Genomic DNA, 25413 nt, shown 5'->3' on the forward strand with positions numbered 1-25413 from the left:
TCCGGGCCGCAGCGGCCCGACACATTCGTAGCGACATAGGAGACATACCGTGACAACGGCTGTATCGAATCCCAGGACCGGGGGCAGCGGAGGACATACGGCTGTCGCGGCTCGTGCCCGCAAGGTCGTCAAGGCGTACGGCTCCGGGGAGACCCGGGTCCTGGCGCTGGACGGGGTGGACGTGGACATCGACCGCGGCCGCCTCACCGCGATCATGGGCCCCTCCGGCTCCGGCAAGTCGACCCTGATGCACTGCCTGGCCGGTCTGGACACCGTCACCGCCGGTGAGATCCACCTCGGCGACACGGAGATCACCGGCCTCAAGGACAAGAAGCTCACCCAGCTCCGCCGGGACCGGGTCGGCTTCATCTTCCAGGCGTTCAATCTGCTGCCCACGCTCAATGCCCTGGAGAACATCACCCTCCCCATGGACATCGCGGGCCGCAGGCCCGACCAGGCGTGGCTGGACCGCGTCGTGGACACCGTCGGCCTGCGGGACCGGCTGAAGCACCGGCCGACCGAGCTCTCCGGCGGCCAGCAGCAGCGGGTCGCGGTGGCGCGGGCCCTGGCCGCCCGGCCGGAGATCATCTTCGGTGACGAGCCGACCGGCAACCTCGACTCCCGGGCCGGCGCCGAGGTGCTGGGCTTCCTGCGCCGTTCCGTGGACGAGCTGGGCCAGACGATCGTGATGGTCACCCACGACCCGGTCGCCGCCGCCTACGCCGACCGGGTCCTCTACCTCGCCGACGGCCGCATCGTCGACGACATGCCGGACCCGACCGCCGAGCGGGTCCTGGAGCGGATGCTCAGCCTCTCGGCGGACGAGGGCCCCGGGCACACCCCGTCCGACCCGGCCGCGTCCGCCCGCGGGAGGGCGTGATGACCGTCCTCAAGACCTCCCTGCGCAACTTCGTCGCGCACAAGGGCCGCATGGTGCTCTCCGCCGTCGCGGTGCTGCTGTCGGTGGCGTTCGTGTGCGGCACGCTCGTCTTCACCGACACCATGAACACCACCTTCGACAAGCTGTTCGCCTCCACCGCCTCGGACGTCACCGTCTCGGCGAAGACCGACGAGAACGCCCAGCAGACCGGTAAGGCGCCCACCATCCCCGAGGCCACGGCCGCCCGGCTGGAGAAGCTGGACGGTGTGGAGAAGGCGCAGGCGGACGTCTTCGACGAGCGCGTCACCCTCGTCGACGACAAGGGCAACAACCTCTCGCCGGACACCGGTGCCCCCACCATCGCCACCGACTGGGGGGCCGAGGAGGACTCGGTGATGGAGCTGGTCTCCGGCCACGCCCCGCGCGGCCCGACCGAGGTCCTCGTCGACGCCGACACCGCCGACCGGAAGAAGCTGGAGATCGGCGACGCCGTCAAGGTCATCTCCTTCCGGGGCACCACCGAGGCGGAGATCACCGGTATCGCGAAGTTCACCGCCACCAACCCCGGCGCCGCGCTGGTCTTCTTCGACCGCCCCACCGCCCAGGAGAAGCTCCTCGGCTCCACCGACCAGGTCAGCCAGGTGCTGCTGACCGCGGCCGACGGCGTCACCGACGAGCAGCTCAAGAAGGACGTCATCGCGGAGCTCGGCGGCGGCTTCGAGGTGAAGACGAAGGACGAGGCGGCCGACTCGGCCGCGGACGAGGTCGGCGGCTTCCTCGACTTCATGAAGTACGCGCTGCTCGGCTTCGCCGGGATCTCCGTCCTGGTCGGCATCTTCCTGATCGTCAACACCTTCTCCATGCTGGTCGCCCAGCGGACCCGCGAGATCGGCCTGATGCGCGCCATCGGGGCCAGCCGCAAGCAGGTCAACCGCTCCGTGCTCACCGAGGCGCTGCTGCTGGGCCTGGTGGGCTCGCTGCTGGGCATCGGCGCGGGCATCGGCATCGCCATCGCCCTGATGGAACTCATGGGCCTGGTCGGGATGAACCTCGACACCTCCGACCTGACCGTCAAGGCGACCACGCCCCTGATCGGTCTGGTGCTCGGTGTCGTCGTCACCGTCGTCGCCGCCTACCTCCCGGCCCGCCGGGCGGGGAAGGTCTCGCCGATGGCCGCGCTGCGCGACGCGGGCACCCCGGCCGACGGCCGGGCCGGCCGGGTGCGGGCCGTGGTCGGGCTGGTCCTGACGGCCATCGGCGCGGCCGGGCTCGTCCTCGCCGCGCGGGCCGCCGAGGCCGGGGAGGGAGCGCAGTTCCTCTCCCTGGGCATCGTGTTCAGCCTCATCGGCTTCGTGGTGATCGGCCCGCTGCTGGCCGGTGTCGTGGTCCGGGCGATCAGCGTGGTCGTGCTGCGGCTCTTCGGGCCGGTGGGCCGGATGGCCGAGCGCAACGCCCTGCGCAACCCGCGCCGTACGGGCGCCACGGCCGCCGCGCTGATGATCGGCCTGGCGCTGGTCGCGGGCCTGTCCGTGGTCGGCTCCTCCATGGTGGCCTCCGCCGAGGAACAGCTCGACAAGTCGGTCGGGGCGGACTTCATCGTCGGCTCCGACACCGGTCAGCTGATCACGCCGGAGGCGGAGCAGGCGGTCAAGGACACCCCCGGCCTGTCCCACGTCACCGACTACAAGGTCGCCCGCGTCGAACTGTCCACGCCGGACGGGAAGAAGACCGAGACGGGTCTGGCCGCCGCCGACCCGACCTACGCCGAGGACCTGCGGGTGGAGACCGTGGCGGGCGAGCTCTCCGCCGCGTACGGCGAGGACGCCGTGTCCGTCCCGGAGGACTTCGCCAAGGACCACGGCATCGAGCTCGGGGACACGGTCACCGCGGACTTCGTCGGCGGGAAGTCCGCGGAACTGGAGGTGGCGGCGATCACCACCCAGGACACCTCGGTCGACCAGGGGGCGATGTACGTCAACATCGCCACCGTGGAGCGGTACCTCCCCGAGGGGAAGATGCCGGCGAACATGATGATGTTCGGCAAGGCGGAGGAGGGCAAGGCCGACCAGGCGTACACCGCCCTGAAGGACAGCCTGAAGGACTACCCGCAGTACAAAGTCCGCGACCAGGCCGACTACAAGGAGACCCTGCGCGACCAGATCGGCCAGCTGCTCAACATGGTCTACGGGCTGCTCGCCCTGGCGATCATCGTGGCCGTCCTCGGTGTGGTGAACACCCTCGCCCTGTCGGTGGTCGAACGCACCCGCGAGATCGGCCTGCTGCGGGCCATCGGCCTCTCCCGGCGCCAGCTGCGCCGCATGATCCGCCTGGAGTCCGTGGTCATCGCCCTCTTCGGCGCGGGCCTCGGCCTGGGCCTCGGCATGGCCTGGGGCGCGGCGACCCAGCAGCTGCTGGCCCTGGAGGGCCTGGGCGTGCTGGACATCCCCTGGCCGACGATCATCACCGTGTTCTTCGGCTCGGCGCTGGTGGGGCTGATCGCGGCCCTGGTCCCGGCGTTCCGGGCCGGGCGGATGAACGTGCTGAACGCCATCGCGACCGAGTAGCGCGGTCGGCCGTCTCGAACGCGCGGGCTCCGGACCACTCAGCGGTCCGGAGCCCGCTCCGTTCCCGGCCCGGATGGCCCCTGCCCCACGTCCCGCCCCTGCCTCCTGTTCCTGCGGGCCTCCGCCGCAGCGGGGCCACGGCTGTCCGCGCGGCGACGTAGGCTGAGAGCGTTACCCGGACCGTCCGCCCGCCCGCAGCACAGCCGCGGCGGGGACGTGCCGGGCCGTTCGCGTTGCCCATCTCCTCCCGGGACGGAATAAGCCCCCATGAGCCTGCACGGTCTGCTCGACGCCGTCGTCCGCGACCCCGCGCTCGCCGAAGCGGTGCGGGCCGCCACCGACGGCCGCCGGCCGCACGTCGATCTCGTCGGCCCGCCGGCCGCCCGCCCCTTCGCCGTGGCGGCCCTGGCCCGGGACACCGGGCGGCCCGTGCTGGCCGTCACCGCCACCGGCCGTGAGGCCGAGGACCTCGCCGCCGCCCTGCGCTGTCTGCTGCCCCCGGACGAGGTCGTGGAGTACCCCTCCTGGGAGACGCTGCCGCACGAGCGGCTCTCGCCCCGCTCCGACACCGTCGGCCGTCGCCTCGCCGTGCTGCGCCGGCTCACCCACCCCGTCGCCGACGACCCGTCCGCGGGCCCTGTGCGGGTCGTCGTCGCCCCCGTGCGCTCGGTGCTCCAGCCGCAGGTCAAGGGGCTCGGGGAGCTGGAGCCGGTCAGCCTGCGACAGGGGGAGAGCGCCGATCTGGCCGAGATCACCGAGGCGCTGGCGGCCGCCGCGTACGCCCGGGTCGAGCTGGTCGAGAAGCGCGGCGACTTCGCCGTCCGCGGCGGCATCCTCGACGTCTTCCCGCCCACCGAGGAGCACCCCCTGCGGGTGGAGTTCTGGGGTGACGAAGCCGAGGAGATCCGCTACTTCAAGGTCGCCGACCAGCGCTCCCTGGAGGTCGCCGAGCACGGCCTGTGGGCGCCCCCCTGCCGCGAGCTGCTGCTCACCGAGGACGTGCGGCGGCGGGCCGCGGAGCTCGCCGAGCGCCGCCCGGAGCTGGGCGAACTCCTCGGCAAGATCGCCGAGGGGATCGCGGTGGAGGGCATGGAGTCCCTGGCGCCGGTCCTGGTCGACGAGATGGAACTGCTGATCGACGTCCTCCCCGAGGGCAGCATGGCCGTCGTCTGCGACCCGGAGCGGGTCCGCACCCGCGCGGCCGATCTCGTCGCCACCAGCCAGGAGTTCCTCCAGGCGTCCTGGGCGGCCACCGCCATGGCCGACACCGGCGAGGCGCCCATCGACATCGGCGCGGCCTCCCTGCGGGGCATCGCCGAGGTCCGGGAACGGGCGCGGGAGATCGGGATGCCGTGGTGGTCGGTCAGCCCCTTCGCGGCCGACGAGGAGGCCGGCGGGGACACCGTCAAGCTGGGCATGCGCGCCGCCGAGAGCTACCGCGGCGACACCGCCCGCGCGCTGGCCGACACCAAGGGCTGGCTGGCCGACGGCTGGCGCGCCGTCTACCTCACCGAGGGCCACGGCACGGCGGCCCGGATGGCCGAGGTGCTGGGCGGCGAGGGCGTCCCCGCCCGGCTGGAGGACGGGCTGGGGGCGATCGCCCCGTCCGTCGTCCACGTCGCCTGCGGCACCCTCGACCAGGGCTTCACCGACCCCGGCCTCAAACTGGCCGTGCTCACCGAGACGGATCTCACGGGCCAGAAGACCGCAGGCAGGGACGGCGCCCGGATGCCGGCCCGCCGCCGCAAGACCATCGACCCGCTGACCCTGGAGGCGGGCGACTACATCGTCCACGAGCAGCACGGCGTCGGCCGCTATCTGGAGATGGTGCAGCGCACCGTCCAGGGCGCCACCCGCGAGTACCTGCTGGTGGAGTACGCGCCGGCGAAGCGCGGCCAGCCCGGCGACCGCCTCTACATCCCCACCGACCAGCTGGAGCAGGTCACCAAGTACGTCGGCGGCGAGGCCCCGACGCTGCACCGGCTCGGCGGCGCCGACTGGACGAAGACCAAGGCCCGCGCCAAGAAGGCCGTCAAGGAGATCGCCGCCGACCTCATCCGGCTCTACTCGGCCCGGATGGCCGCCCCCGGCCACACGTTCGGACCGGACACTCCCTGGCAGCGCGAGCTGGAGGACGCCTTCCCGTACACGGAGACCCCCGACCAGCTCACCACCATCGCCGAGGTCAAGGAGGACATGGAGAAGTCGGTCCCGATGGACCGGCTGATCTGCGGCGACGTCGGCTACGGCAAGACGGAGATCGCGGTACGGGCCGCCTTCAAGGCCGTCCAGGACGGCAAGCAGGTCGCGGTGCTCGTCCCCACGACCCTGCTGGTGCAGCAGCACATGGGCACCTTCTCCGAGCGCTACGCCGCCTTCCCGGTCAAGGTGAAGGCGCTGTCCCGCTTCCAGACCGACGCCGAGGCGAAGGCCGTTCTGGAGGGGATGCGGGAGGGGTCCGTCGACATCGTCATCGGCACCCACCGGCTGTTCTCCTCCGAGACGAAGTTCAAGGACCTCGGGCTCGTCATCGTCGACGAGGAGCAGCGCTTCGGCGTCGAGCACAAGGAGCAGCTGAAGAAGCTCCGTGCCAACGTCGACGTGCTGACCATGTCCGCGACGCCCATCCCGCGCACCCTGGAGATGGCCGTCACCGGCATCCGGGAGATGTCCACGATCACCACCCCGCCGGAGGAGCGGCACCCGGTCCTCACCTTCGTCGGCCCGTACGACACCAGGCAGATCGGCGCCGCCATCCGCCGCGAACTGCTGCGCGAGGGACAGGTGTTCTACATCCACAACCGGGTGGAGTCCATCGACCGGGCGGCCGCCCGGCTGCGCGAGGCCGTGCCCGAGGCGCGGATCGCGATCGCACACGGCCAGATGTCGGAGTCGGCGCTGGAGCAGGTCGTCGTCGACTTCTGGGAGAAGAAGTTCGACGTGCTGGTGTCCACGACGATCGTCGAGTCCGGCATCGACATCGCCAACGCCAACACCCTGATCGTGGAACGGGCCGACACCTTCGGCCTCTCCCAGCTCCACCAGTTGCGGGGCCGCGTCGGCCGCAGCCGCGAGCGCGGCTACGCCTACTTCCTCTACCCGCCGGAGAAGCCGCTCACCGAGACCGCCCACGAGCGGCTGGCGACCATCGCGCAGCACACCGAGATGGGCGCGGGCATGTACGTCGCGATGAAGGACCTGGAGATCCGCGGCGCGGGCAATCTCCTCGGCGGCGAGCAGTCCGGGCACATCGCGGGCGTCGGCTTCGACCTCTACGTCCGGATGGTGGGCGAGGCGGTCGCCGACTACCGCGCCTCCCTGGAGGGCGGTGTGGAGGAGGAGCCGCCGCTGGAGGTCAAGATCGAACTGCCGGTGGACGCGCACGTCCCGCACGACTACGCGCCCGGCGAGCGGCTGCGCCTCCAGGCGTACCGGGCGATCGCCTCCGCGAACTCCGAGGAGGACATCGCCGCCGTCCGCGAGGAACTGACGGACCGGTACGGAAAGCTGCCGGAGCCGGTGGAGAACCTGCTGCTGGTCGCCGGCCTGCGGATGCTGGCCCGCTCCTGCGGGGTCACGGACATCACGCTCCAGGGCTCCAACATCCGCTTCGGCCCGGTGGAGCTGCGGGAGTCGCAGGAGCTGCGGCTGAAGCGGCTCCACCCGCGGGCGGTGATCAAGCCGGCCACGCGACAGCTCCTGGTGCCGCGCCCGGCGACGGCCCGGATCGGCGGCAAGCCGCTGGTCGGCCGCGAACTGCTGGCGTGGACGGGGGAGTTCCTGACGACGGTGGTGTCGTGAGGGTGGTGCTGCCGTGGCGGCGGGGCCTGCCCGAGGGCGGGCCCCGCCGCGTTCGGCGGCCTGTCGCAGGGGCAGTTCGGCCGGCATGACGGCGTACACCGGCGAGTCGGGGAACGGGCGGCGCTCCCGGTCGTCCGGAAACCCCGGGACTTGTCCGGGGCCTGGAGACGCGTGTCACCGGCCGCTGCCGGGATCTCCGGGGCCGGGCGGGTAGAAAGGGCGGCAGGGGCACGGGACCGACAGGGGCGGCACCGGGGCTGCGGTGGCCCGCGGTCCGCACCGCGACGTGGCATGAGGGACGGCGATGACGCCCACGGAGGCGCACCACGGACTGGCGGCCCACGAAGTGGTGATGCTGCTGGAGACGGACCCCCACCGGGGTCTGGCCGAGGGGGAGGTGGCCCGGAGGCAGGAGCGCTACGGCCCCAACGTGCTGCCGGCCGCCACGGGTGGCGGCCTGCTCCTGCGGGTGCTGCGGCAGTTCCACCATCCGCTGGTCTACGTGTTGCTGGCCGCGGGCACGATCACGGCCCTGCTGCACGAGTACACGGACTCCGCGGTGATCTTCGGCGTCGTGGTGGTCAACGCGGTCGTCGGATTCGTGCAGGAGTCGAAGGCCGAGGCCGCGCTGGACGCCCTGCGGTCGATGGTGCGGACCCGGGCCCGGGTGGTGCGCGGCGGCCGTGAGCGGATGATCCCCTCGCAGGAGCTGGTCCCCGGTGACCTGGTGCTGGTGGAGGCGGGGGACAAGGTCCCCGCCGATGTGCGGCTGATCCGGCCGGTGTCGCTGCGGGTGGACGAGTCGGCGCTGACGGGCGAGTCGGTGCCGGTGGCGAAGGACGAGACGGTGCTGCCCGCCACGGCCGCGGTCGCCGACCGGCACAACATGCTCTACTCGGGGACGCTGGTGACCGCGGGCAGCGGCACCGGTGTCACGGTCGCGACCGGTGCCGAGACCGAACTCGGGGCGATCCACCGGCTGGTGGGGTCCGCCGAGACGCTGGTCACCCCGCTGACGGCGAAGCTCAACCAGTTCAGCAAGGTGCTGACCGTGGCCATCCTGGCGCTGGCGGCGCTGACCTTCGGCGTCGGCCTGGCGCGGGGGCAGGACGGGGCGGAGACCTTCACCGCGGCGGTCGCCCTGGCCGTGGGCGCGATCCCCGAAGGGCTGCCGGCCGCGGTCACCATCACGCTGGCCATCGGGGTGGCGCGGATGGCGCGGCGCAAGGCGGTGGTCCGCCAGCTCCCGGCGGTGGAGACGCTGGGCAGCACCACGGTCATCGGCTCGGACAAGACGGGCACGCTCACCGAGAACCAGATGACGGTCCGGGCGGTGTGGACCCCGGACGGGGCCGAGTACGAGGTGACCGGCTCGGGATATGCGCCCCAGGGGGAGATCGTCCACGGAACGGACGGCACCGTGGCCGTCCCCCAGCCGCGCTCGGCGCTGTGGTGGACCCTGCTGGCCGGGGCCGCCTGCAATGACGCGGCCCTCACCCACGAGGAGGGGCGCTGGGGGCTCGTCGGCGATCCGACCGAGGGCGCGCTGCTCGTCGCGGCCGCCAAGGGCGGGCTCGACCCGGCGGAGCTCCCGGGAGAGTACGCCCGGGCCGGCACCCTTCCGTTCAGCTCCGAACGGCAGTTCATGGCCACCCTCCACCGCGATCCCGGTTCCGGCGGCGGCACCGGCCATGTCGTGCTGGTCAAGGGGGCGGTCGAACGGGTTCTGCCGCTGTGCGGCGGGCGGTCGGCCGGGGACGGCACCGTACGGGAACTGGACGCGGACGCCGTGCTGCGCGCCGCGGAGGGCCTGGCGGGCCGGGGGCTGCGGGTGCTGGCCACCGCGGTGCGCACGGATCCGGACCCCCGCGCGTTCGATGAGGACACGCTGGACGGCACCCTGACCCTGACCGGGCTGCAGGCGATGCTCGACCCGCCGCGCCCGGCGGCCGCGTCGGCGGTCCGGGCCTGCCACACCGCCGGGATCACGGTCAAGATGATCACCGGGGACCACGCGGCCACGGCCGGGGCCATCGCCGAGCGGCTCCATCTCTTCGGTGACGTCGGAGGCTCGCGCGGCGACGCGGGAGTGCTCACCGGCGCCGACCTGGACGCGCTGCCGGCGGAGGAGTACCCGGAGGCGGTGGACCGCGCGCGGGTCTTCGCCCGGGTCTCGCCGGAGCAGAAACTCCGGCTGGTCGAGGCGCTTCAGTCGCGCGGCCACGTGGTGGCCATGACCGGCGACGGCGTCAACGACGCGCCCGCCCTGCGCCAGGCCAACATCGGCATCGCCATGGGGCGGGGCGGCACCGAAGTCGCCAAGGAGGCGGCGGACATGGTGCTCACCGACGACGACTTCGCCACCATCGAGGCGGCCGTCGAAGAGGGCCGTGGGGTGTTCGACAACCTCACCAAGTTCATCGTGTGGACGCTGCCGACGAACATGGGCGAGGGCCTCGTCATCCTGGCGGCGATCCTGTTCGGCTCCGCGCTGCCGATCCTCCCCACCCAGATCCTGTGGATCAACATGACCACGGCCGTGGCGCTCGGCCTGATGCTCGCCTTCGAGCCGAAGGAGGCCGGGATCATGGGCCGGGCTCCGCGCGATCCGGACAGACCACTGCTGACCGGCGCCCTGGCCTTCCGTGTCGTGCTGGTCTCCACGCTGCTCGTGGCCGGATCCTGGTGGCTGTTCAGCTGGGAGCGGGCCGAGGGCGCCGGGCTGGCGGAGGCGCGCACCGCCGCGCTCAACCTCTTCGTCGTCGTCGAGTTGTTCTATCTGTTCAGCTGCCGCTCGCTCACCCGCTCGATGTGGCACGTCGGTCCGTTCAGCAACAAGTGGATCATCGGTGGTGTCACCGTGCAGGCCCTGGGCCAGCTCGCCATCACGTATCTGCCGGCCATGAACACCCTGTTCGAGACCACCCCGATCAACGGGGAGACCTGGCTCCGCATTCTCGGCATCGCCGCCCTGGCCTCGCTCGTCGTCGCGGTCGACAAGCGCCTGCGGCGGCAGTGGGTGTAGCCGCCGGGGACCCGCGCTCCGCCCCCGGTGAGCGCCGGGGCGCACACACGGCGGCGCCCGCACCCCCGTTCGCCGGAGGTACGGGCGCCGCGCCCCGGGAGGGGACGGGAAGGCCGGGCGGGGCCGGAAGAGCCCCGCCGGGCCGGTCAGCCGACCGTGAAGGTGCGGGAGACGCCGGTGAAGCCGTCGATCTCGCCGAGGAGGTTGCGGGTGTCCCCGCGGTGGACGAAGCGGTACGTGCCCGGGGCGGCGTCCGCCGGGATCTCCCAGCCGGTGGTGGCCGTGGAGACGGCCGCGTAGGAGCGCTTCCAGCGGTAGGTGGTGGACCAGTCGTTGTCGGTGGCCACCGTCCGCCAGCCGTTCGCGGTGTGCCGCTGCACCTCCAGGAACGTGCCCTCGCTGCGCAGGTTGTTGCGCGGGTGGCCGGTGTAGAAGACGGCCTCGGCGCGTTCACCGCGCGTGTAGCCCGCGGCCGGCTGTTCGGCGAGGTCGCCGAACTCCTTGCCCAGCGGCGGGGAGTCCAGGACGACGCCGGGCTTCACGTCGAGCTGGGTGGTGCCCAGCCACGGCGGGCGGACGGCGCTGGGGGTGGGCTCGCCGGACCGGAGTGCGGAGGCGAGCCCGGCGAACTCCTGCTGGTAGGCGGGGAGGGTGTAGCGGCCGAAGTGGGTGGACGCGCCCTCGTAGTGCTGGGCGTCGTACTCCTCGGGCGTGGTGACGTAGCCCGCGTACGCGTTGGAGTAGCCGGCGAAGACGGTGTGCTCGGAGGAGGGGCCGAGCTTCTCCGCGACGGTGTCCATGACGCGGTGCCCGGCGACGACGGTGAACTCGGCCGGGGCCGCGGTCAGCGTCAGCTGCCCGATGCGGACGAGCTGCAGGGGCAGGATCTGCGGGGTCCACGCCGGCTTCTGCACACCGGTGGTGAGGAAGACCGGTTTGGGCTTCTGGCACTCGCGCACCGCGGCGGGTGTCGGGGCGACGACCGCCCCGGCGACGGTGAGCAGGGGGTTCGGTTTGAGCTCGCCCTCCTCCGCGATGTCGGGCCCGGGACCGTCCTCGGCGCCCGCGGTGAAGCCCTGGCCGAGCGCCGCCGGGCAGGTGCTGTGCGTCCGGCCGTCGCCGGTGTACGCGGGGCCGACCTCGACGCCGGAGAAGTCGACGTAGCGCTGGCGGTGGGCGATGGGGCCGGTCAGCTCCTCCTTGGCCGCGCTGAAGAGTTCGACGGCCTTGTCGGCCTGGAGCCTCCCGATGATCTCGGTGTTCTCGAACTCGTCGTCCGTGGGGCCCTTGGCGCCGCCCTCGCGCAGATTGGGCGACATGTCGCCGGCGTTGGACTGCGGGAAGGCCGCGACGAACTTCCCGCGCTCGCCCCACTCGACGCCGTTGACGCCGTGCTCGACGTGGTACTGCGCATAGCCCTTGTTGTCCGGGCTGATGAGGGTGTTCTCCGGGGTCATGGAGGTGGCGTGGGTGGCGAACCAGCTGACCATGCCGACCGGCTGGCCCTCCTGTTCGAAGCGGAGCACGGTCATCGAGCGGTCGACACCGTCCGGGAAGCGCTCCCGGTCCTCGGCCGGGTTGCGCCGGAACGCCTCCTGGGAGCGGTTGACGTTGGCGCCGTCCAGCTCACCGGTGGCGATCTTGACCTTGCCGGGGGCGAGGTCCGCGTCGGCCGCCGCGACGGCCCGGACGATGCCCGAGACGATGGCCTCGTAGGTCTTCTTCTTGTGGCCCAGGATCGTCAGGTTGTAGAGCAGGTGGTGGGAGTGGCCGCCGGGGCCGGCGTGGGTGTGGGTGGCGGAGAGGACGACGTTGGAGTCGGTGTAGCGGGAGCCGTAGCGCTCGCCGAGCCGGCGGATGACGTCCTGCTGCACCCCCTGCATGATCATGCCGAGGTCGGTGGAGACGAAGACCGTGCGGCCGCCGCTGCCGTCGGCGACCGCGAAGGCGCGGGCCCACTGGCGGGAGTGGATGCCGGAGGTCTCCTGGTCGAGCCGGGCGTAGCCCATCATGCCGACCTCGGCGGCCTCGCCGGTGATGTCGGCGATGCCCACGCCGACCCGGTAGCCGTCGGCCGCGGCGCTCGCGGGGGCCGCGGTCGCGGCGCCGAGGAGGAGCGAGCCGAGGGTGGCCGCGGCGGCGGTGAGGGCGACCGCCCGGGTGCGGTGCGCGCGGCCCGCGTGGCGGGGGTGTCGGTCTGCGGGGCGAGTGGTCCGTATCGGCATGCGTCAAGCCCCGGGGAGTGAGGGGAGGGCGGTGTTCCGGTGGCCGGGGCTTTCCGGCGCCCGGTCGCACCACGGGTCGGGGCTCAGGATGGGGCTGGGGTTACTGGCGGGTCAATAGCCATGACCAAGTCGGCTTACGGCCGGTAACACCCGGGCGCCGGCGGGAGGTTTCCGCAAGGCCGGGCAGCGGGCCGGCCGCCGTCCACGCGTGTCGGGAATGCCGTACCGAACGCCGCCCGAACGCCGCCCGGCCGCCCTCCGGCCGCTCTCCGATCGCCGTCCGGCGGCCCGTCTGGAGGCCGCCGAGGCGGGGCATACGATTCCCGGACCGGGGCCGCAGCCGCGCCGCGGCCCACTGCTCCGCCCGCGCCGCTCCACCCTCCGCACCGCCGTGGACGCTCCGCCACCCCGATGGGACTGACGCCTTGTGATATCCCGCCGCCGTACCGCCCTGGCCGCCGTCTCCGCCGCCGCATCCGCCGTGTTCGTGCTCACCGGATGCGAACCCGGCTCCCTGGACGATCTCGCGGAGGGCGGCGGCGGTTCCTCCGGTTCCGCCGCGGCGGACGGCCGTTCGGCCGGCCCGCTCGACAACCCCGACGGCACGAAGCCGGGCCTCGCGCCCGTCACCGAGTCCGCGGAACGCGCCGAGGCGCGGAAGCTGATCGAGGGGGTGCGCACCAAGGGCCGCGGCCCCCGGACCGGTTACGACCGCGACGAGTTCGGCTACGCCTGGATGGACACGGCCGACGGGGTGCCGATGGCCCGCAACGGCTGCGACACCCGCAACGACCTGATGCAGCGGGACGGCCAGAAGCTGGAGTTCCGCTCCGGTTCCGACTGCGTGGTGGTCTCCATGACGCTGGCCGACCCGTACACGGGCAAGGACATCGCCTGGAAGAAGCGGGAGGCCATGGAGGTGCAGATCGACCACGTGGTGCCGCTGTCGTACGCCTGGCAGATGGGCGCCTCCCGCTGGCCGGAGGACAAGCGCCGGCAACTCGCCAACGACCCGCTGAACCTGCTGCCGGTCGAGGGCCGCGCCAACTCCGTCAAGGGCGACTCCGGCCCGGCGGCCTGGCTGCCCCCGCACAAGGCCGTCCGCTGCGCGTACGCGGTCCGGTTCGCGCAGGTGGCGGCCAAGTACGAGATGCCGGTGACCGCCCCGGACAAGAGCATGATGCTCCGGCAGTGCGGGGCCTGAGCGGAGAGCAGGCTCCGGGCCGGCGGCCGGACGATCCGGTGGATCAGAGCTCGAGGTTCCAGTGGCTGCTGTGGTACGACCAGCCGGGGCTGACCTCGACCTCCAGGGTCTTCGCTCCGGCCGGGGTGTCGAAGGCGAACTCCGCGGTGGCCGTCCTGCCGGGGACGACCGTGCCGTTGAAGCCCTGGCCGATCTTGTCGTCGAAGATGCTCTCGGCGGTCTTGCCGTCCTTGCCGGCGCGGGCGTCCACGGTGAGGAGGGCGGTGTCGAACTTTTCCTTGCCCTTGTTCACGACGGTCACCGTGACCTTGTAGGCCTTGTTGCCCTTCTTGTGGCCGATCGCGAACTCGCCGGGTGCGTAGGCGGTGTGCCGCGAGACGGTCACCTGGACGCCGTCGTCGTAGACGACCGTGTCACCGGCCGCGTAGGTCTCCCCGCCGGCGGCACCGGAGTCCGCCGCGCCGTCGTCCCCGGCCTTCTCCTTCCCGCCGCCCCCGCCGCCGTTCTTCCCGGTGGCGCCCTTCTCCCCGGTCTCCGAGACGGACTTGTTGATCTCGTTCACCGCGTCGTCCACCGCCATGAAGGTGACCACGCCCATGACGACCGACAGGACCACGGCGACCGGGCCGAGGACCGCGCCCGCGGTGGCCGTGCCCTTGTTGGTCGCCTCGCCGCGCTTGGCCTTGCCGCGGCCGGAGAGCCCCAGGATCAGCGCGATGATGCCGAGGATCCCGCCGAGCCAGAACATGAACGGGATGACGCCCATGACGACACCGATGATGCCGAGGATCAGGGCCGCGGTGCCGAGCCCGTTGCGGGGCGGGAGCGCGTGCGGGGCACGGGGGCGCCCGTCCGGGGCGGCGGTCCGTACATCTGCTGGGACATGGGGACACCTTTCGACATGGCGAACGTGAGTCGTTCGTCAAGTGGTGGTGTCATCTGAGCAGATAGCTGTGAACGGAGTCAATGTGTGCTTCTGTTTTGCCTCTTGTTCTGCTGCCATCCGCCCGGGACGGTCCGCCCTCCCGGGTGCCGGGGGCGGAGCGCGGGGTGTCCGGGTTCGGGCCCGTACGGCACGGGCTGTCCGGCCGTGCGCGGCGCCGTCCGTCCCGGGAACGTCACAGGTGTGACCGGATCGTGAGCCGGATCTGTACAACCGCTGCCGCGCTGTCGGGGTCCCCGTATACGCTCAATTTGAGCCGCTCACCGGCACCCGTTCCCCAGGAGCATTCATGTACGGCCCCGTTCCCGTGCCGCCGCAGCCACGCCCCCCGGACGCGGGGAACGTCATCGCGCTGCGGGTCCTGTTCGTGGCGATGACGCTGCTGCTCCTCGGGCTGCTGGCATGGACCGCCATGCTGCGGATCGCCCTCCTCCGCCGCAAGGCGCTGGACTGGGTGCTCTTCGGCGCGGTGGTGGGGCTGACGATCACGTTCTTCGTCGTCATCGAGATCTATCCGGAGACGGACTGGCGCACGGATGTCGCGGCGCTCGGCCTGCTGGGCATGGCCGTCGCCGTCGTCGCCCACTACCTCGTCGCCGACATCCAGTACCACCGGCGGCCCGTCGCGGTGAGCCGGCCCGGCGGGCCCGCCGGCCCCGGCCCCTACGGCGCGGCCGCGTCCCGGGCCCAGACGTACGCCGCCGGCGGCGTACCGACCCGGCCGGGCTCCGTCCCGGCGCAGCAGCAGCCACCCGGTGTGCCCGCGTACGGCTTCCCGCACCCGCCCGCCACCTCCGGTCCCGGCGGCTCCGCCACGCCCCCGCAGGGCCCGCCGCCGTCCGTGCCCGGAGCGGGTGAGCCGTATGCGCCGGGCACCGCGGGCAGCCGGCCGCAGCCGCAGCGCATCCACCGCGTCCGCGCCGAGCTGGACGAACTCAGCGACCTGCTCCGCAGAGAAGAGGGCGGCGCCGCGGAGGACGGGAGCGGCCCCCGGTGAACGGCCGTGTGATCGCCGGGCGTTACGAACTCTCCACGCTGCTCGGCCAGGGCGGCATGGGACAGGTGTGGCTGGGCTACGACCGCCGCCTGGACCGCCGGATCGCGGTGAAGCTGCTCCGCCCCGACCGCATGGCCGGCGCCCCCGAGGCCGAGGAGATGCGCCGCCGCTTCCTCCGCGAGTGCCGGGTCACGGCCCGGGTCGACCACCCCGGGCTGGTCACCGTCCACGACGCGGGCAGCGACGGGGACGACCTCTACCTCGTCATGCAGCACATCGACGGCGCCGACCTCGGCGACCACCTCGCCGAGCACGAGCCGTACCCCTGGCCGTGGGCCGCCTCCGTGGCCGCCCAGCTCTGCGCCGTGCTCGCCGCCGTGCACGCGGCGCCCGTCGTCCACCGCGACCTCAAGCCGCGTAACGTGATGCTCCGTCAGGACGGCACGGTCTGCGTCCTCGACCTCGGCATCGCCGCCGCCGTCGACACCGACACCACCCGCCTCACCCACACCGGTTCGCCCATCGGCAGCCCCGCCTACATGGCGCCCGAACAGGCCATGGGCGGCGCCGTCGGCCCGTACACCGACCTCTACGCCCTCGGGGTGCTGCTGCACGAACTCCTCAGCGGCCAGGTCCCCTTCCAGGCGTCCACCTCGCTCGGGGTCCTCCACCGCCACCTCTACGACGCCCCCGTGCCGGTGCGCCAGCTGCGCTCCGAGGTCCCCGAGCCGCTGGAGGCGCTGGTGCTGCGGCTGCTGGCCAAGGACCCGCGGCACCGGCCGTCCGGGGCCCAGGAGGTCTACCAGACCCTGGTGCCGCTGCTGCCGTCCCCCGGCTCGGCGCCCGGGGCCCGCCCGGCCCACTCGACCCCACCCGCCCCTTCCTCCGCCCGCACGCCCCGTGGCCCGACCGGGCCGGTGCGCTCCCCGCCGCGCCGGCCGTGATGCCCGCACCCGCCGCCGCGATCCCCGACCCGCGCAGCGCGCCGGGCGGCGCGGCGGCCCCGCAGCGCACCGGCCGCACCGCGATCGCGGACGCCGTCGAGGAGGTGAAGCGGCTGCTGGACGCGGGCCGCCTCACCCAGGCCGTGGACGTCCTCGGCTCGGTCCTCCCGCTCGCCACCGCCCACCACGGCGAGAACTCGCCCGTCGTGCGGAGCCTCCGCAAGCAGTACGCCGCGACGCTCCTCGACGACGGCCAGTACCGCCGCGCCCTGCCCGAGCTGCGCCGGCTCGCCGCCGAGACCTCCGCCGGATCGGGACCGGACGCCCACCGCGAGGCGCTGCAGTTCCGCTACGAGGCCGCGCAGTGCCTGGAGCAGCTCGGCGAGGCGTCCGCCGCCATCGCCGAATACCGCGCCGTGCTGCCGTACTTCGAGCAGGACGCCGCCACCGGGCCCGCCCTCCCGCTGGAGATCCGCTCCCGCATCGGCGCCCTGCTGCACGCGGTCGGCGCCCACCGCGAGGCGCACGAGACGCAGTCGCGGCTGCTCGGCGACGTGGAGCGGATGTACGGCCCGTACCACCCGATGGCCGGCGAACTGCGCCGTGTGCTCGACCGCCAGCGGCAGGTACGGCTCGGCTGAGTCCGGCGGGCCCGGTGGGTGCCACGGGCTCCGGCCGTGCCGGCCGCGGTGCTCCCCGCCGCTACGGCCGGGGCCGCCGTCCCCGCGCGGAGCGGGCCGCCCCCGCCATCCGGCTCACCCCGGACATCCGTGCCACGCGCCGTAGTTGCCGGCCCGGCCAGGAGTGCTCCGACTTCCCGGGCAGATCGAGGGCGGTCAGCCGGCGGCGCTTGAAGTACCGCCGGGTGTCCTCCCCGAGCCGGGCCTCCAGCCAGGCCGCGCTCTCCGCGCGCAGCCACGGGTACGCCTCCGGGCGCATGCAGAACCCGACGGTGCGGATCAGCGGCGTCAGCCCGTCCACGTCCCAGGATTCCGGCCGCGCGCCCGGCGGTCCGGCTGCCGCCCCCGTCGTCTCCGCTGCCGTCTCCGCTGCCGTCCCCGCGAAGGCGCCGATCTCGGGGATGAGGTGATCGGTGATCGTCAGCGGGACGCGGTTGCTGTTCTCGTACGGGGCGATCCGTTCCAGCAGCAGATCCGTGCCGACCCGGGCGACCGGGACGCCGTAGCAGACGGCGGCGGTGAACATCGCCGTGGAGAAGCAGCCGACGACCAGCCGGAGTTCGCCGCTCCGGAACAGTTCCTCGGCGAGCATCGGGGTGCCGCTGACGGTCAGCCGCACCCCGGCCTCCGCGGCGGCCTTCTCCAGCGCCCTGGAGTAGCGGGCCGGCGCCGTGGGGTGCGGCTTGAACAGCACGGAGCGGTGCCCGGCCGCGGCGGCCCCGCGCAGCATCCGCTCGTGCAGCGCCTCCTCCTCGGCGGGGGTGAGGATGTCCAGCGCGGCGAGGTACTGGCCCAGCAGGACGGCGGTGGGGGCGCCCGGGGCCGTGGCACCGGCGACCGCGGCCGCGGCGCCCTCGCCGGATCCCGGCCCCGGCTCCGTCCCGGCTCCCGCCTCCGGCCCGCCGATCTCCTCGATCACCTTCTTCAGCGCCTCGGTGGGCACCAGTTCGGCCGGCACCCCGTACTCGGAGAGCAGCAGCGGCCGCAGGCCCGGCACCAGGTCCGGGTGGAGCAGCCGCCGGATGCGGCGGGCCAGAGGGCCCGGCAGCGGGTTGCGGGTGGGGCCGTAGCTCATCAGGCCGTCGGCGTAGACGTCCACCGTGCTCTCGGCGAAGATCGTGGCGAGCGCCCGTGCCGGGCTGACCTGCACCGACTCCACGGCCAGCTCCACCGGCCCGTCCCCCAGCCGCCAGGAGTGGCGGAAGAGGCGCTGCCAGATCTCGGCGTCGTTCGCCGCCGGCGACCAGGTGCTGGGATGGTGCGGGCGGATGGCGGCGTTCCAGTCGACGATGTCGTCGAAGCGGGCGGCCAGCCGGTCCCAGCCGCGCATCTCCGTGAGCCGGACGGCGGTCTCCGGCACCGCCGCGTTGTGCGAGACGAGCAGCACCCGTCGGACGTCCTCCCGGGGGCCGAACTGCCCTTCCTCCAGGGCCGCGACGAGCGTCGCGGCCCCATAGAGCGTGGAGACCTGGAAGAGCTGGACGGTCCGCGGCCCGGTGGTCTGCCGCCCGTCGGCCATCGCGCCCACGGTCAGGCGGCCTTACGGGTCGGGCGCAGGGCGCCGAGCAGCCGGCCGCGTTCGGGGCCCATGTCGGTGAGGGTCCGCTCCAGGACGTCCGCCGGCATCCGTCCGAGCGCGGCGGCGGCCTCGCGCTTCAGCCGCCGCGCGACCCGGGGCTGGTACCGGTCCGCCTTGGACAGGTGGAAGGCGATCAGGGCGCAGTAGGTGCGCACCACCTTGGGGAGGAAGCGGTCGCGCTCGCGGTCGGCCAGCACCAGGTCGAGCATCGCGTCGTGGGCGGGGATGAAGTCGAGCTGGCGCTCGTCGAGGATCTGGGTGAGCGAGGTGGTGAGGCCGCGCCGGTAGAAGACACCGAGCAGGCCGACGGTCGCGCAGGTCTCGGCGGTCAGATAGAGCCGCCAGGTCCACAGCCGGTCCTCGGCGGTGCGCAGGTCCGTGTCGAAGCGGAGGGCCCCGTTCTCGAACAGGCGGCGGTGGTAGATCCCGGCCCAGACGAACGGGTAGTCGACCATCGTCTCCATGTGGGGCGGGTTGACGGCGTCCCGGGGGCTGCCGACCGCGTTCCGCAGGGAGGCGGGGGCACGGCGCACCACCCGGTCCTTCCCCGTGGACTGGACGTGGTCGGTGCGGACGAAGTCGCAGCCGAGCGATTCCGCGGCGGCCAGCAGATTCTCCAGATAGCCGCGGCCGTACCAGTCGTCGCCGTCGAGGAAGGTGATCCAGCGTCCGCTCGCCGCCTCAAGACCGGTGTTGCGGGCCCGGGAGATGCCGCCGTTCTCCGGCTGCCGGATGACTGTCGCGCGGGGCAGTTCACGCCGCGCGCGGTCGAGGATCTCCGCGGAGGCATCGGTGGAGTGGTCGTCGACGAGGATGAACTCGACGTGCTCCCCGGCGTTGTTGGCCAGGCTGCGCAGGGTGTCCGGCAGGTACTGCTGGACGTTGTAGCAGGGAACTATGACGGAGAGCTTGGTCACCTGGCTGCCTTGTCGCGATCGGGTGTCGTCAGCGGGACGGTAGGGGAAACGGCGGCCCTCCCGGATGGCCTCCGGGGGAGCACGGGGTGAACGCCGGGTGTCGGCTCGGTGCGGTGAAGTGCGGTGGGCGCGGTGGGCGCGGTGGGCGGGACGGGTGCGGCCGGCGCGTACCGGGCCGTGCGGGGGCCCGCACCGGGCGGAGAGCTCAGCCGAGCCACCGCCGCAGCCGGAGCCGTCCCCAGAGCAGGCTCGTCCCGAACGACAGCACGATGGTGGCCGCGGTCAGCACGACCGTGAGCACGCCGGCGCGGAGCGCTCCCAGTCCGGCGTCGACGAACGGGTGTGCCAGCACGTCGATCACCAGGACGTGCACCAGGTACGCGCCGTACGCCGCCGCCGCGAGCCGGCCCAGCGCCGGCCGCAGCCGCTCCGGGACGCGGACCCGGTGGAGGGAGAGCAGCACCCCGCCCATGAACAGGGCGACGAGCAGATGGGCGTTGGGGATGACGTAGTGCACCGCGTGCTGGTACCAGAGGATGCCGCCCATCGCGAGGACCGCCAGCACCACCCACGGCGCCCGCCGCTTGCCCAGCGCGTCCGCGGGCAGCGCGAACAGCAGGGCGCCCAGGACGGCGTACACGATCTGGTAGACGACGAACCCCCAGCCGAACCGGGGCATCTCCCAGCCGGTGAACTCCCCGATGTCTCCCATGAGTTGCGGCGCCGCGGCCAGCACCAGCAGCCCCGCGCCCAGGCCCCACGGGCGGCGGCCCGAGCGCACCAGCGCGGCGCAGGCCAGCAGCGTGATCACCGGCAGATAGGTGTAGAGGTACCAGAGGTGGTACGCGGGCCGTACGGAGGCGAAGACGGAGTCCAGCGCCAGTTCGCCGATGGGGTCCTCGTTGGTGCCGCGCCACCGCCCCCAGGCGAGGTAGACCGCGGTCCAGACGGCCAGCGGCACACCGATCTTGACGATCCGCTGCCAGACGCGCCGGCCGTCCCGCGGCGGGGCGCCGACCAGCACGGCCCAGCCGGCGATGGCGAAGTACATGGGCACCGCGAACCGGCTGACGGCGTCGGCGCTCATGCCCGCCCAGTACGCGGCCGGACCGCCCGCCTCCTGGCGGCCCACGGCGGCGATGAAGGCCGAGCCGACGTGGCCCAGGATCACACCGCAGGAGCAGAGCATCCGGATCAGGTCGATGTCGTACCGGTGCTCCCGGGGAGCCGGGGCCGTGGGCGTGGGTGCGTCGGAAGCCTTGCCGGGAGCGGCGGACACCACGGATCCGGCCGGAGCGGCGGATCCTGCGGTCGGGGCGGTGCCGGTGGACGCCACGGTCGTTCCGCCCGGGCCGGAGTCGCGGTCGCCGGGCCGTTCCTCCGCTCGTCCGGACGGTTCCGCCACCGCGGCGGCGACTGCGGCGGCCGCGGGGCGCGGTGCGGGGGCACGGCCGGACGTCACATCGTTGGAGGGCACGGATCACCTGGGGAGGAGCGGGGGCGGAGAAGGAGGCGGGCGACTCACGGCACCCGCCGGGCCCGTGACATCACGCCGAAGGGCGAGACTTCCACCCCGGGCGACGGCCGGCGGACGCCGAGGGGAACGCCGGGCGAACTCTCGGCGACCCCGGCCCCGCCCCCGAACCCGGCCCCGTCGCGGGCACGGTGGTCACCACTCTGCTCTGCCTGCTGTGCGAGCTGACCGTGATTCTCTTCAACGTCCCCCGGTTCGTCGTACCGCCCCACATGCGGGACGACCCCGGTGTGGTCGCCCTCCGGCGGGCCCGCGGCGCCGATGGCCCGGAGCGGTCCGCGGCCGCCGGGGCAGTCCGGAAGAAGTGCTGGTTCCCGCCGCCCGGACTGCCTAATATCGATCACCGCACCGACCGTGCACCGCCCACCACGCACACCGCCCACGCACCGCCGCATGGCCCATGCTCCCCGCCCGACGGGTGCCGGGGGCCCCACCGCCGGGAGGCACAATGCACCGCCGCAGGTCCGCGCTCTCCGTCACCGCCGTCGCGCTGCTCGCCGCGACGCCGCTCCTCACCGGGTGCGGCAGTGACGCCCATCCGGGGGCCGCGGCCGTGGTGGACGGTGACAAGATCACGGTGTCCCAGGTCCAGGCGCAGGCCCGGGGCGTCCGGGCGGCGCAGAGCGAGTCCAAGGACGCGGACCAGCTCATCAAGGGCACGGGCCGGCTCAGCCGCTCCACGCTCAACAGCATGATCTTCGACAGGGTGCTGGCGCGGGCCGCGAAGGACGCCGGGGTGAGCGCGAGCCGTTCCGACGTCCAGCGGATCAGGGAGCAGGCCGAGAAGGCCGCGGGCGGCGCGGACCGGCTGCGCGAGATGTGGCTCCAGCAGTACTCCATCGGCCCGGACCAGCTGGAGGGCACCCTCCGCAACCAGGTCCTCATGGACAAGCTCGCGAAGAGTCTGGGCGCGGACCGGACCACCCCGGAGGGCCAGGAGAAGGTCGTCGGGGCCCTGCAGCAGGCGTCCGAGAGCATGGGCATCGACGTCAACCCGCGCTTCGGCACCTGGAACGACGAGCAGGTGCTCCTCGACACCGTCCAGGAGCCCTGGCTGCAGCCGGAGAAGCAGGCCCCGCGCCAGTCCTGAGCGGCCCGCCGCCCGGGCCGGCCCCGGCGGCCGCGGGGGACGCCCGGCGGGCGGCGCGGGCGGTGGGTTACGTTCGGTTCCGTGAACGACGCGACAACGGCGGCCGGGCCCGGCGCCCCGGTCCCCTCCGAGAGCGCGGCCCCCGGCCGTATCGTCCTGCTGACCACCAGCCACCGGGTGGCGCCCGGACTGCTGTCCTGGCCCGCCTGGCGCACGCTGCGCGCCGCCGACCGCGTGCTCTGCCCCGACCCGGACCACCCCCAGCTGCCGTATCTGCGGGAGGCGGGCATCACGGTGGAGGCGGGCGGGGAGCTGCCGTCCGCCGAGGAACTGGTCGCCTACTGCACCGGGGACCCGGGGACGGGCGCCGGTGCCGGAGCCGATGCGGGAGCGGGAGCAGGGGCGGGAGCAGAGGCAGCGGCGGGCGGCCGCACGGTCGTCGTCGTCCCGTCCGGTGAGGGTGAACCACGGCTGACCGACGGGCTGGCCCGGCTGGCCGGCTCCGGCCGCCTCCGGATGCCGGACCTGGAGCTGCTCCCCGCCTCGTACGACCTGCCGGGCGCCCGGCTGCTGGACCTGGTGCAGGTCATGGACACCATCCGCGCCGAGTGCCCGTGGAGCAGCCGGCAGACCAGCGAGGGCCTGGTCAAGTACGGCATCGAAGAGGCGTACGAACTGGTCGAGGCCATCGAGGAGGGCGACCGGGAGGCGCTCCGCGAGGAGCTGGGCGATGTGCTGCTCCAGGTCGTCTTCCACGCCCGGATCGCCGAGGAGGACCCGGAGGAGCCGTTCTCCATCGACGACGTGGCGGGCACGATCGTGGAGAAGCTCGTCCACCGCCATCCGCACATCTTCGGCGACGAGGCCGCCGAGACCCCCGAGGACGTCAAGGCGCACTGGCTTCGCACCAAGGCGGCCGAGAAGCGGCGCGAGTCCGTGACCGAGGGCATTCCGCTGGGCCAGCCCGCGCTGGCGCTGGCCGCCAAGCTCGCCTCCCGGGTCCGGACCGCCGGACTGGAGGTCTCCCTCCCGTCCGCGGCCGGTGACGGCGACGGCTTCGGCGAGGCGCTGCTGGCCCTGGCGGTGCGGGCCGAGGCGGCCGGCACCGACCCGGAGTCCGCGCTCCGCGCGGCGGCCCGGGTCTACCGGGACGCGGTCCGGGAGGCCGAGCGGTCCGATTGAGCCCGACCCGCAGGGGTACCCGGCAGCCATGGATCTGCTGAGCTTGGAATTCGCGGTGGAGGAAGACCTCCTGGTGGGCCTCGGTCCGCTGTTCATCGGGCTGGCAGTCGTGGCGGCCCTGATCGCGGCCGTGTGGTTCGGCCGGAGGATGAAGGCACGGGAGCCCGGCGTCCCCAAGGGGCCGCAGCAGCGCTCCGGCGCCTGGCAGACCCGCCAGGAGTACGGCCACACCACGTCACCGGATCACGGCCCGGGGCACCAGGACGCACTGGGTCACGGGGAAGCGGTCGAGGGACACCGTGACCACTCTCCCGAACTGCCCCGGGACGGCCATCGCTACCTCCCGCACGAGCTGGGCCCGTACGGCGTCGAGGAGGAGGCTCCCGGCACCGGCGAGGTCGGCGGCCCCGCCCCGAAGCGTCCCACCTGGGACCGCGGCGGCAGCGGCCACGGCACGGGCTGACGGGCCGGCGGGCTGAGGGGTTGGCGGCCGGGCCGCGGCGCTGAGCGGTCGGCGGACCGACGGGTCCGGGGCGAGGGCGTCCCGGTCCGTCCTGCCCGTCCGGACCCGCCCCGCCCGGTTCTTGCCCGGGCCGTACGACCGGTCCGTTCCCCGTACAACCTGCTCGGGCCGCCGCCGCTGCCGACCGGGGCTGTCCGCCCGTACAACCGGCCAGGCGGGTACGGGCCACGCGGCCGCCCGGGACCGGCCCACGCCCGGGACCGGCCCACGCCCGGGACCGGCCCACGCCCGGGACGGCCCGGGACCGGGCGGTGCCCGTGGCTCCGGTTGAGGTCCCGCCCGCCCCACCGCCCCGGTCCCGTTCCCCGGTCGCCCGCCGCATCCCACAACGACAGGGCCGGGCGCCGGGAGACACCAGGGACACCACCGATCACCGCACGTCACCGCGTCCTCCGTCCCGGCAGAGACTGTTGACGCCGTGTCTACCGACGGCGAGACTGCCCGGCATGACGATCACCGGGTGGAGCGAAGTACGCGGCGGGAGCACCGGCCGGGACGGCCGGACGGTCCGCCGGGGCGGGCTGCTGCGGCGGACCGCCGCGGCCGCCGCCCGGATGGCGCGGCCCGACGGCCACGGACGCGGCCCGCTGGTCGCCTTCGGCGCGCTGGCCGCCGCCGACCTGATAGCCGTGGCCCGCGGCCCCCGCGGCTGGGAGCGCGCCGCCAAGCCCCTGCTGATGCCCGCCCTCGCGGCCCACGTGCTGCGCCGCAGGCCCGACGGGAAGACGCCCGCACCGGCACCGCTGGTCGCGGGCCTCGCCTGTGCCACCGTCGGCGACACCGCCCTGCTCTTCGACGAGCACGAGCCCGCCTTTCTCCTCGGCATGGCCGCCTTCCTCGGCACCCAGGTCGGCTACACCACCGGCTACGCCCGGCTCGGCGCGTTCCGCGCGATCCGCGAGCGGCCCCTGCCGGCCCTCGGCTGCCTGGCCGCCTGGGCGGCCGCCAACGCGGTCATCTCCCCGGGGCTGGAGAAGAAGCTGCGCCTGCCGGTCGCCGGATACAGCCTGGCGCTGATGACGATGGGCGCGGCCGGCCTCGGGGTCGGGGGCAAGGTGGGCGCGGGAGCGGTGGCGTTCGTCGGCTCGGACCTGCTGATCGGCCTCCAGGCCGCGGGCCGCAAGGTGCCGGGCCAGGAGCTCATGATCATGGCGGGCTATCTCGCCGGCCAATACCTGATCACCACCGGCTGGCTGGAACGCCGGGAGAAGCAGGAGCGCTCCCTGCCCGGCTGACGCCGCTGGGGCCGTACGCTCCGCGACGGGCGAGGCCGCGAGCCGCCGGGGCACCGGCCGGACCCCCGGCGGGGCAGCGTCCGGCCACCG

15 protein-coding genes and 1 pseudogene are annotated in these 25413 nt (G+C 73.7%); 11 read left to right on the forward strand and 5 right to left on the reverse strand.

Going from position 1 to position 25413, the window contains the following annotated elements:
- Positions 1-49: 49 nt before the first annotated feature.
- The 4 genes from E4N63_RS19335 (at position 50) to E4N63_RS19350 (ending at position 10270) form a co-directional block, all read left to right on the forward strand.
- Positions 50-880, forward strand: coding sequence for an ABC transporter ATP-binding protein (locus E4N63_RS19335; protein ID WP_125624198.1), 831 nt, complete (start codon positions 50-52; stop codon positions 878-880).
- The gene (locus E4N63_RS19340; RefSeq protein ID WP_125624197.1) at positions 880-3444 is read left to right on the forward strand and encodes an ABC transporter permease; all 2565 of its coding nucleotides are present in this window, start codon (positions 880-882) and stop codon (positions 3442-3444) included. The genes E4N63_RS19335 and E4N63_RS19340 overlap by 1 nt, the downstream gene beginning before the upstream one ends.
- Before the next feature lie 267 nt (positions 3445-3711).
- Positions 3712-7245 carry a transcription-repair coupling factor gene (mfd, locus tag E4N63_RS19345; protein WP_125624196.1) on the forward strand — a complete coding sequence of 1178 codons (3534 nt, stop codon included), beginning with the start codon at positions 3712-3714 and terminating at the stop codon, positions 7243-7245.
- Between the two features lie 304 nt (positions 7246-7549).
- Entirely contained in the window at positions 7550-10270 is a 2721-nt protein-coding gene (locus E4N63_RS19350; protein ID WP_125624195.1) for a cation-transporting P-type ATPase, read from the forward strand.
- A gap of 146 nt (positions 10271-10416) precedes the next feature.
- Here the strand turns inward: E4N63_RS19350 and E4N63_RS19355 are convergent, their stop codons facing one another.
- Positions 10417-12495, reverse strand: a complete 2079-nt coding sequence (locus E4N63_RS19355; RefSeq protein WP_230241298.1) for a neutral/alkaline ceramidase — start codon at positions 12493-12495, stop codon at positions 10417-10419.
- A 427-nt stretch (positions 12496-12922) separates the two neighbouring features.
- Here E4N63_RS19355 and E4N63_RS19360 point away from each other — a divergent pair, with 427 nt between their 5' ends.
- Positions 12923-13699, forward strand: a complete 777-nt coding sequence (locus E4N63_RS19360; RefSeq protein ID WP_374112800.1) for an HNH endonuclease family protein — start codon at positions 12923-12925, stop codon at positions 13697-13699.
- Between the two features lie 43 nt (positions 13700-13742).
- Here E4N63_RS19360 and E4N63_RS19365 read toward each other — a convergent pair whose 3' ends face one another.
- On the reverse strand, positions 13743-14465 hold the full coding sequence (locus E4N63_RS19365; protein WP_230241299.1) for a DUF4190 domain-containing protein: 723 nt from the start codon (positions 14463-14465) through the stop codon (positions 13743-13745).
- Between the two features lie 466 nt (positions 14466-14931).
- Between E4N63_RS19365 and E4N63_RS19370 the strand changes: the two genes are divergently transcribed.
- Positions 14932-15639, forward strand: coding sequence for a hypothetical protein (locus E4N63_RS19370; RefSeq protein WP_230241300.1), 708 nt, complete (start codon positions 14932-14934; stop codon positions 15637-15639).
- Positions 15636-17224: pseudogene (locus E4N63_RS19375) on the forward strand (protein kinase). The gene E4N63_RS19370 and the pseudogene E4N63_RS19375 overlap by 4 nt, the downstream one beginning before the upstream one ends.
- 61 nt (positions 17225-17285) lie before the next feature.
- On the opposite strand, the gene E4N63_RS19380 reads toward E4N63_RS19375, so the two are convergent.
- From E4N63_RS19380 to E4N63_RS19390, 3 genes are all read right to left on the reverse strand, one after another.
- Positions 17286-18782, reverse strand: a complete 1497-nt coding sequence (locus E4N63_RS19380) for an alpha-2,8-polysialyltransferase family protein (protein WP_230241301.1) — start codon at positions 18780-18782, stop codon at positions 17286-17288.
- A gap of 11 nt (positions 18783-18793) precedes the next feature.
- Positions 18794-19759, reverse strand: coding sequence for a glycosyltransferase family 2 protein (locus tag E4N63_RS19385; RefSeq protein WP_125624188.1), 966 nt, complete (start codon positions 19757-19759; stop codon positions 18794-18796).
- A gap of 205 nt (positions 19760-19964) precedes the next feature.
- Positions 19965-21041, reverse strand: coding sequence for an acyltransferase (locus E4N63_RS19390; protein WP_374112880.1), 1077 nt, complete (start codon positions 21039-21041; stop codon positions 19965-19967).
- Between the two features lie 700 nt (positions 21042-21741).
- Between E4N63_RS19390 and E4N63_RS19395 the strand changes: the two genes are divergently transcribed.
- From E4N63_RS19395 to E4N63_RS19410, 4 genes are all read left to right on the forward strand, one after another.
- Positions 21742-22383: a SurA N-terminal domain-containing protein gene (locus tag E4N63_RS19395; protein WP_230241302.1), complete on the forward strand. Its 642-nt coding sequence runs from the start codon at positions 21742-21744 to the stop codon at positions 22381-22383.
- Positions 22384-22464: 81 nt separating this feature from the next.
- Complete coding sequence (locus E4N63_RS19400) at positions 22465-23565, forward strand: MazG family protein (RefSeq protein ID WP_230241303.1); 1101 nt, start codon at positions 22465-22467, stop codon at positions 23563-23565.
- Positions 23566-23593: 28 nt separating this feature from the next.
- Complete coding sequence (locus E4N63_RS19405) at positions 23594-24028, forward strand: DUF6479 family protein (protein WP_125624185.1); 435 nt, start codon at positions 23594-23596, stop codon at positions 24026-24028.
- A 506-nt stretch (positions 24029-24534) separates the two neighbouring features.
- Positions 24535-25323: a lysoplasmalogenase gene (locus tag E4N63_RS19410; RefSeq protein WP_228429512.1), complete on the forward strand. Its 789-nt coding sequence runs from the start codon at positions 24535-24537 to the stop codon at positions 25321-25323.
- Positions 25324-25413: the final 90 nt, after the last annotated feature.

This window comes from Streptomyces sp. MNU89 (genome assembly GCF_020982505.1).
Lineage (GTDB): Bacteria > Actinomycetota > Actinomycetes > Streptomycetales > Streptomycetaceae > Streptomyces > Streptomyces xinghaiensis.

Excerpts from the sequence above, each read along its gene's own strand:
- E4N63_RS19340 (WP_125624197.1), top strand. The coding sequence starts at position 880 with ATGACCGTCCTCAAGACCTCCCTGCGCAACTTCGTCGCGCACAAGGGC.
- mfd (WP_125624196.1), top strand. The coding sequence starts at position 3,712 with ATGAGCCTGCACGGTCTGCTCGACGCCGTCGTCCGCGACCCCGCGCTC.
- E4N63_RS19350 (WP_125624195.1), top strand. The coding sequence starts at position 7,550 with ATGACGCCCACGGAGGCGCACCACGGACTGGCGGCCCACGAAGTGGTG.
- E4N63_RS19355 (WP_230241298.1), bottom strand. The coding sequence starts at position 12,495 with ATGCCGATACGGACCACTCGCCCCGCAGACCGACACCCCCGCCACGCG.
- E4N63_RS19365 (WP_230241299.1), bottom strand. The coding sequence starts at position 14,465 with ATGGGCGTCATCCCGTTCATGTTCTGGCTCGGCGGGATCCTCGGCATC.
- E4N63_RS19370 (WP_230241300.1), top strand. The coding sequence starts at position 14,932 with ATGTACGGCCCCGTTCCCGTGCCGCCGCAGCCACGCCCCCCGGACGCG.
- E4N63_RS19380 (WP_230241301.1), bottom strand. The coding sequence starts at position 18,782 with ATGGCCGACGGGCGGCAGACCACCGGGCCGCGGACCGTCCAGCTCTTC.
- E4N63_RS19395 (WP_230241302.1), top strand. The coding sequence starts at position 21,742 with ATGCACCGCCGCAGGTCCGCGCTCTCCGTCACCGCCGTCGCGCTGCTC.
- E4N63_RS19405 (WP_125624185.1), top strand. The coding sequence starts at position 23,594 with ATGGATCTGCTGAGCTTGGAATTCGCGGTGGAGGAAGACCTCCTGGTG.
- E4N63_RS19410 (WP_228429512.1), top strand. The coding sequence starts at position 24,535 with ATGACGATCACCGGGTGGAGCGAAGTACGCGGCGGGAGCACCGGCCGG.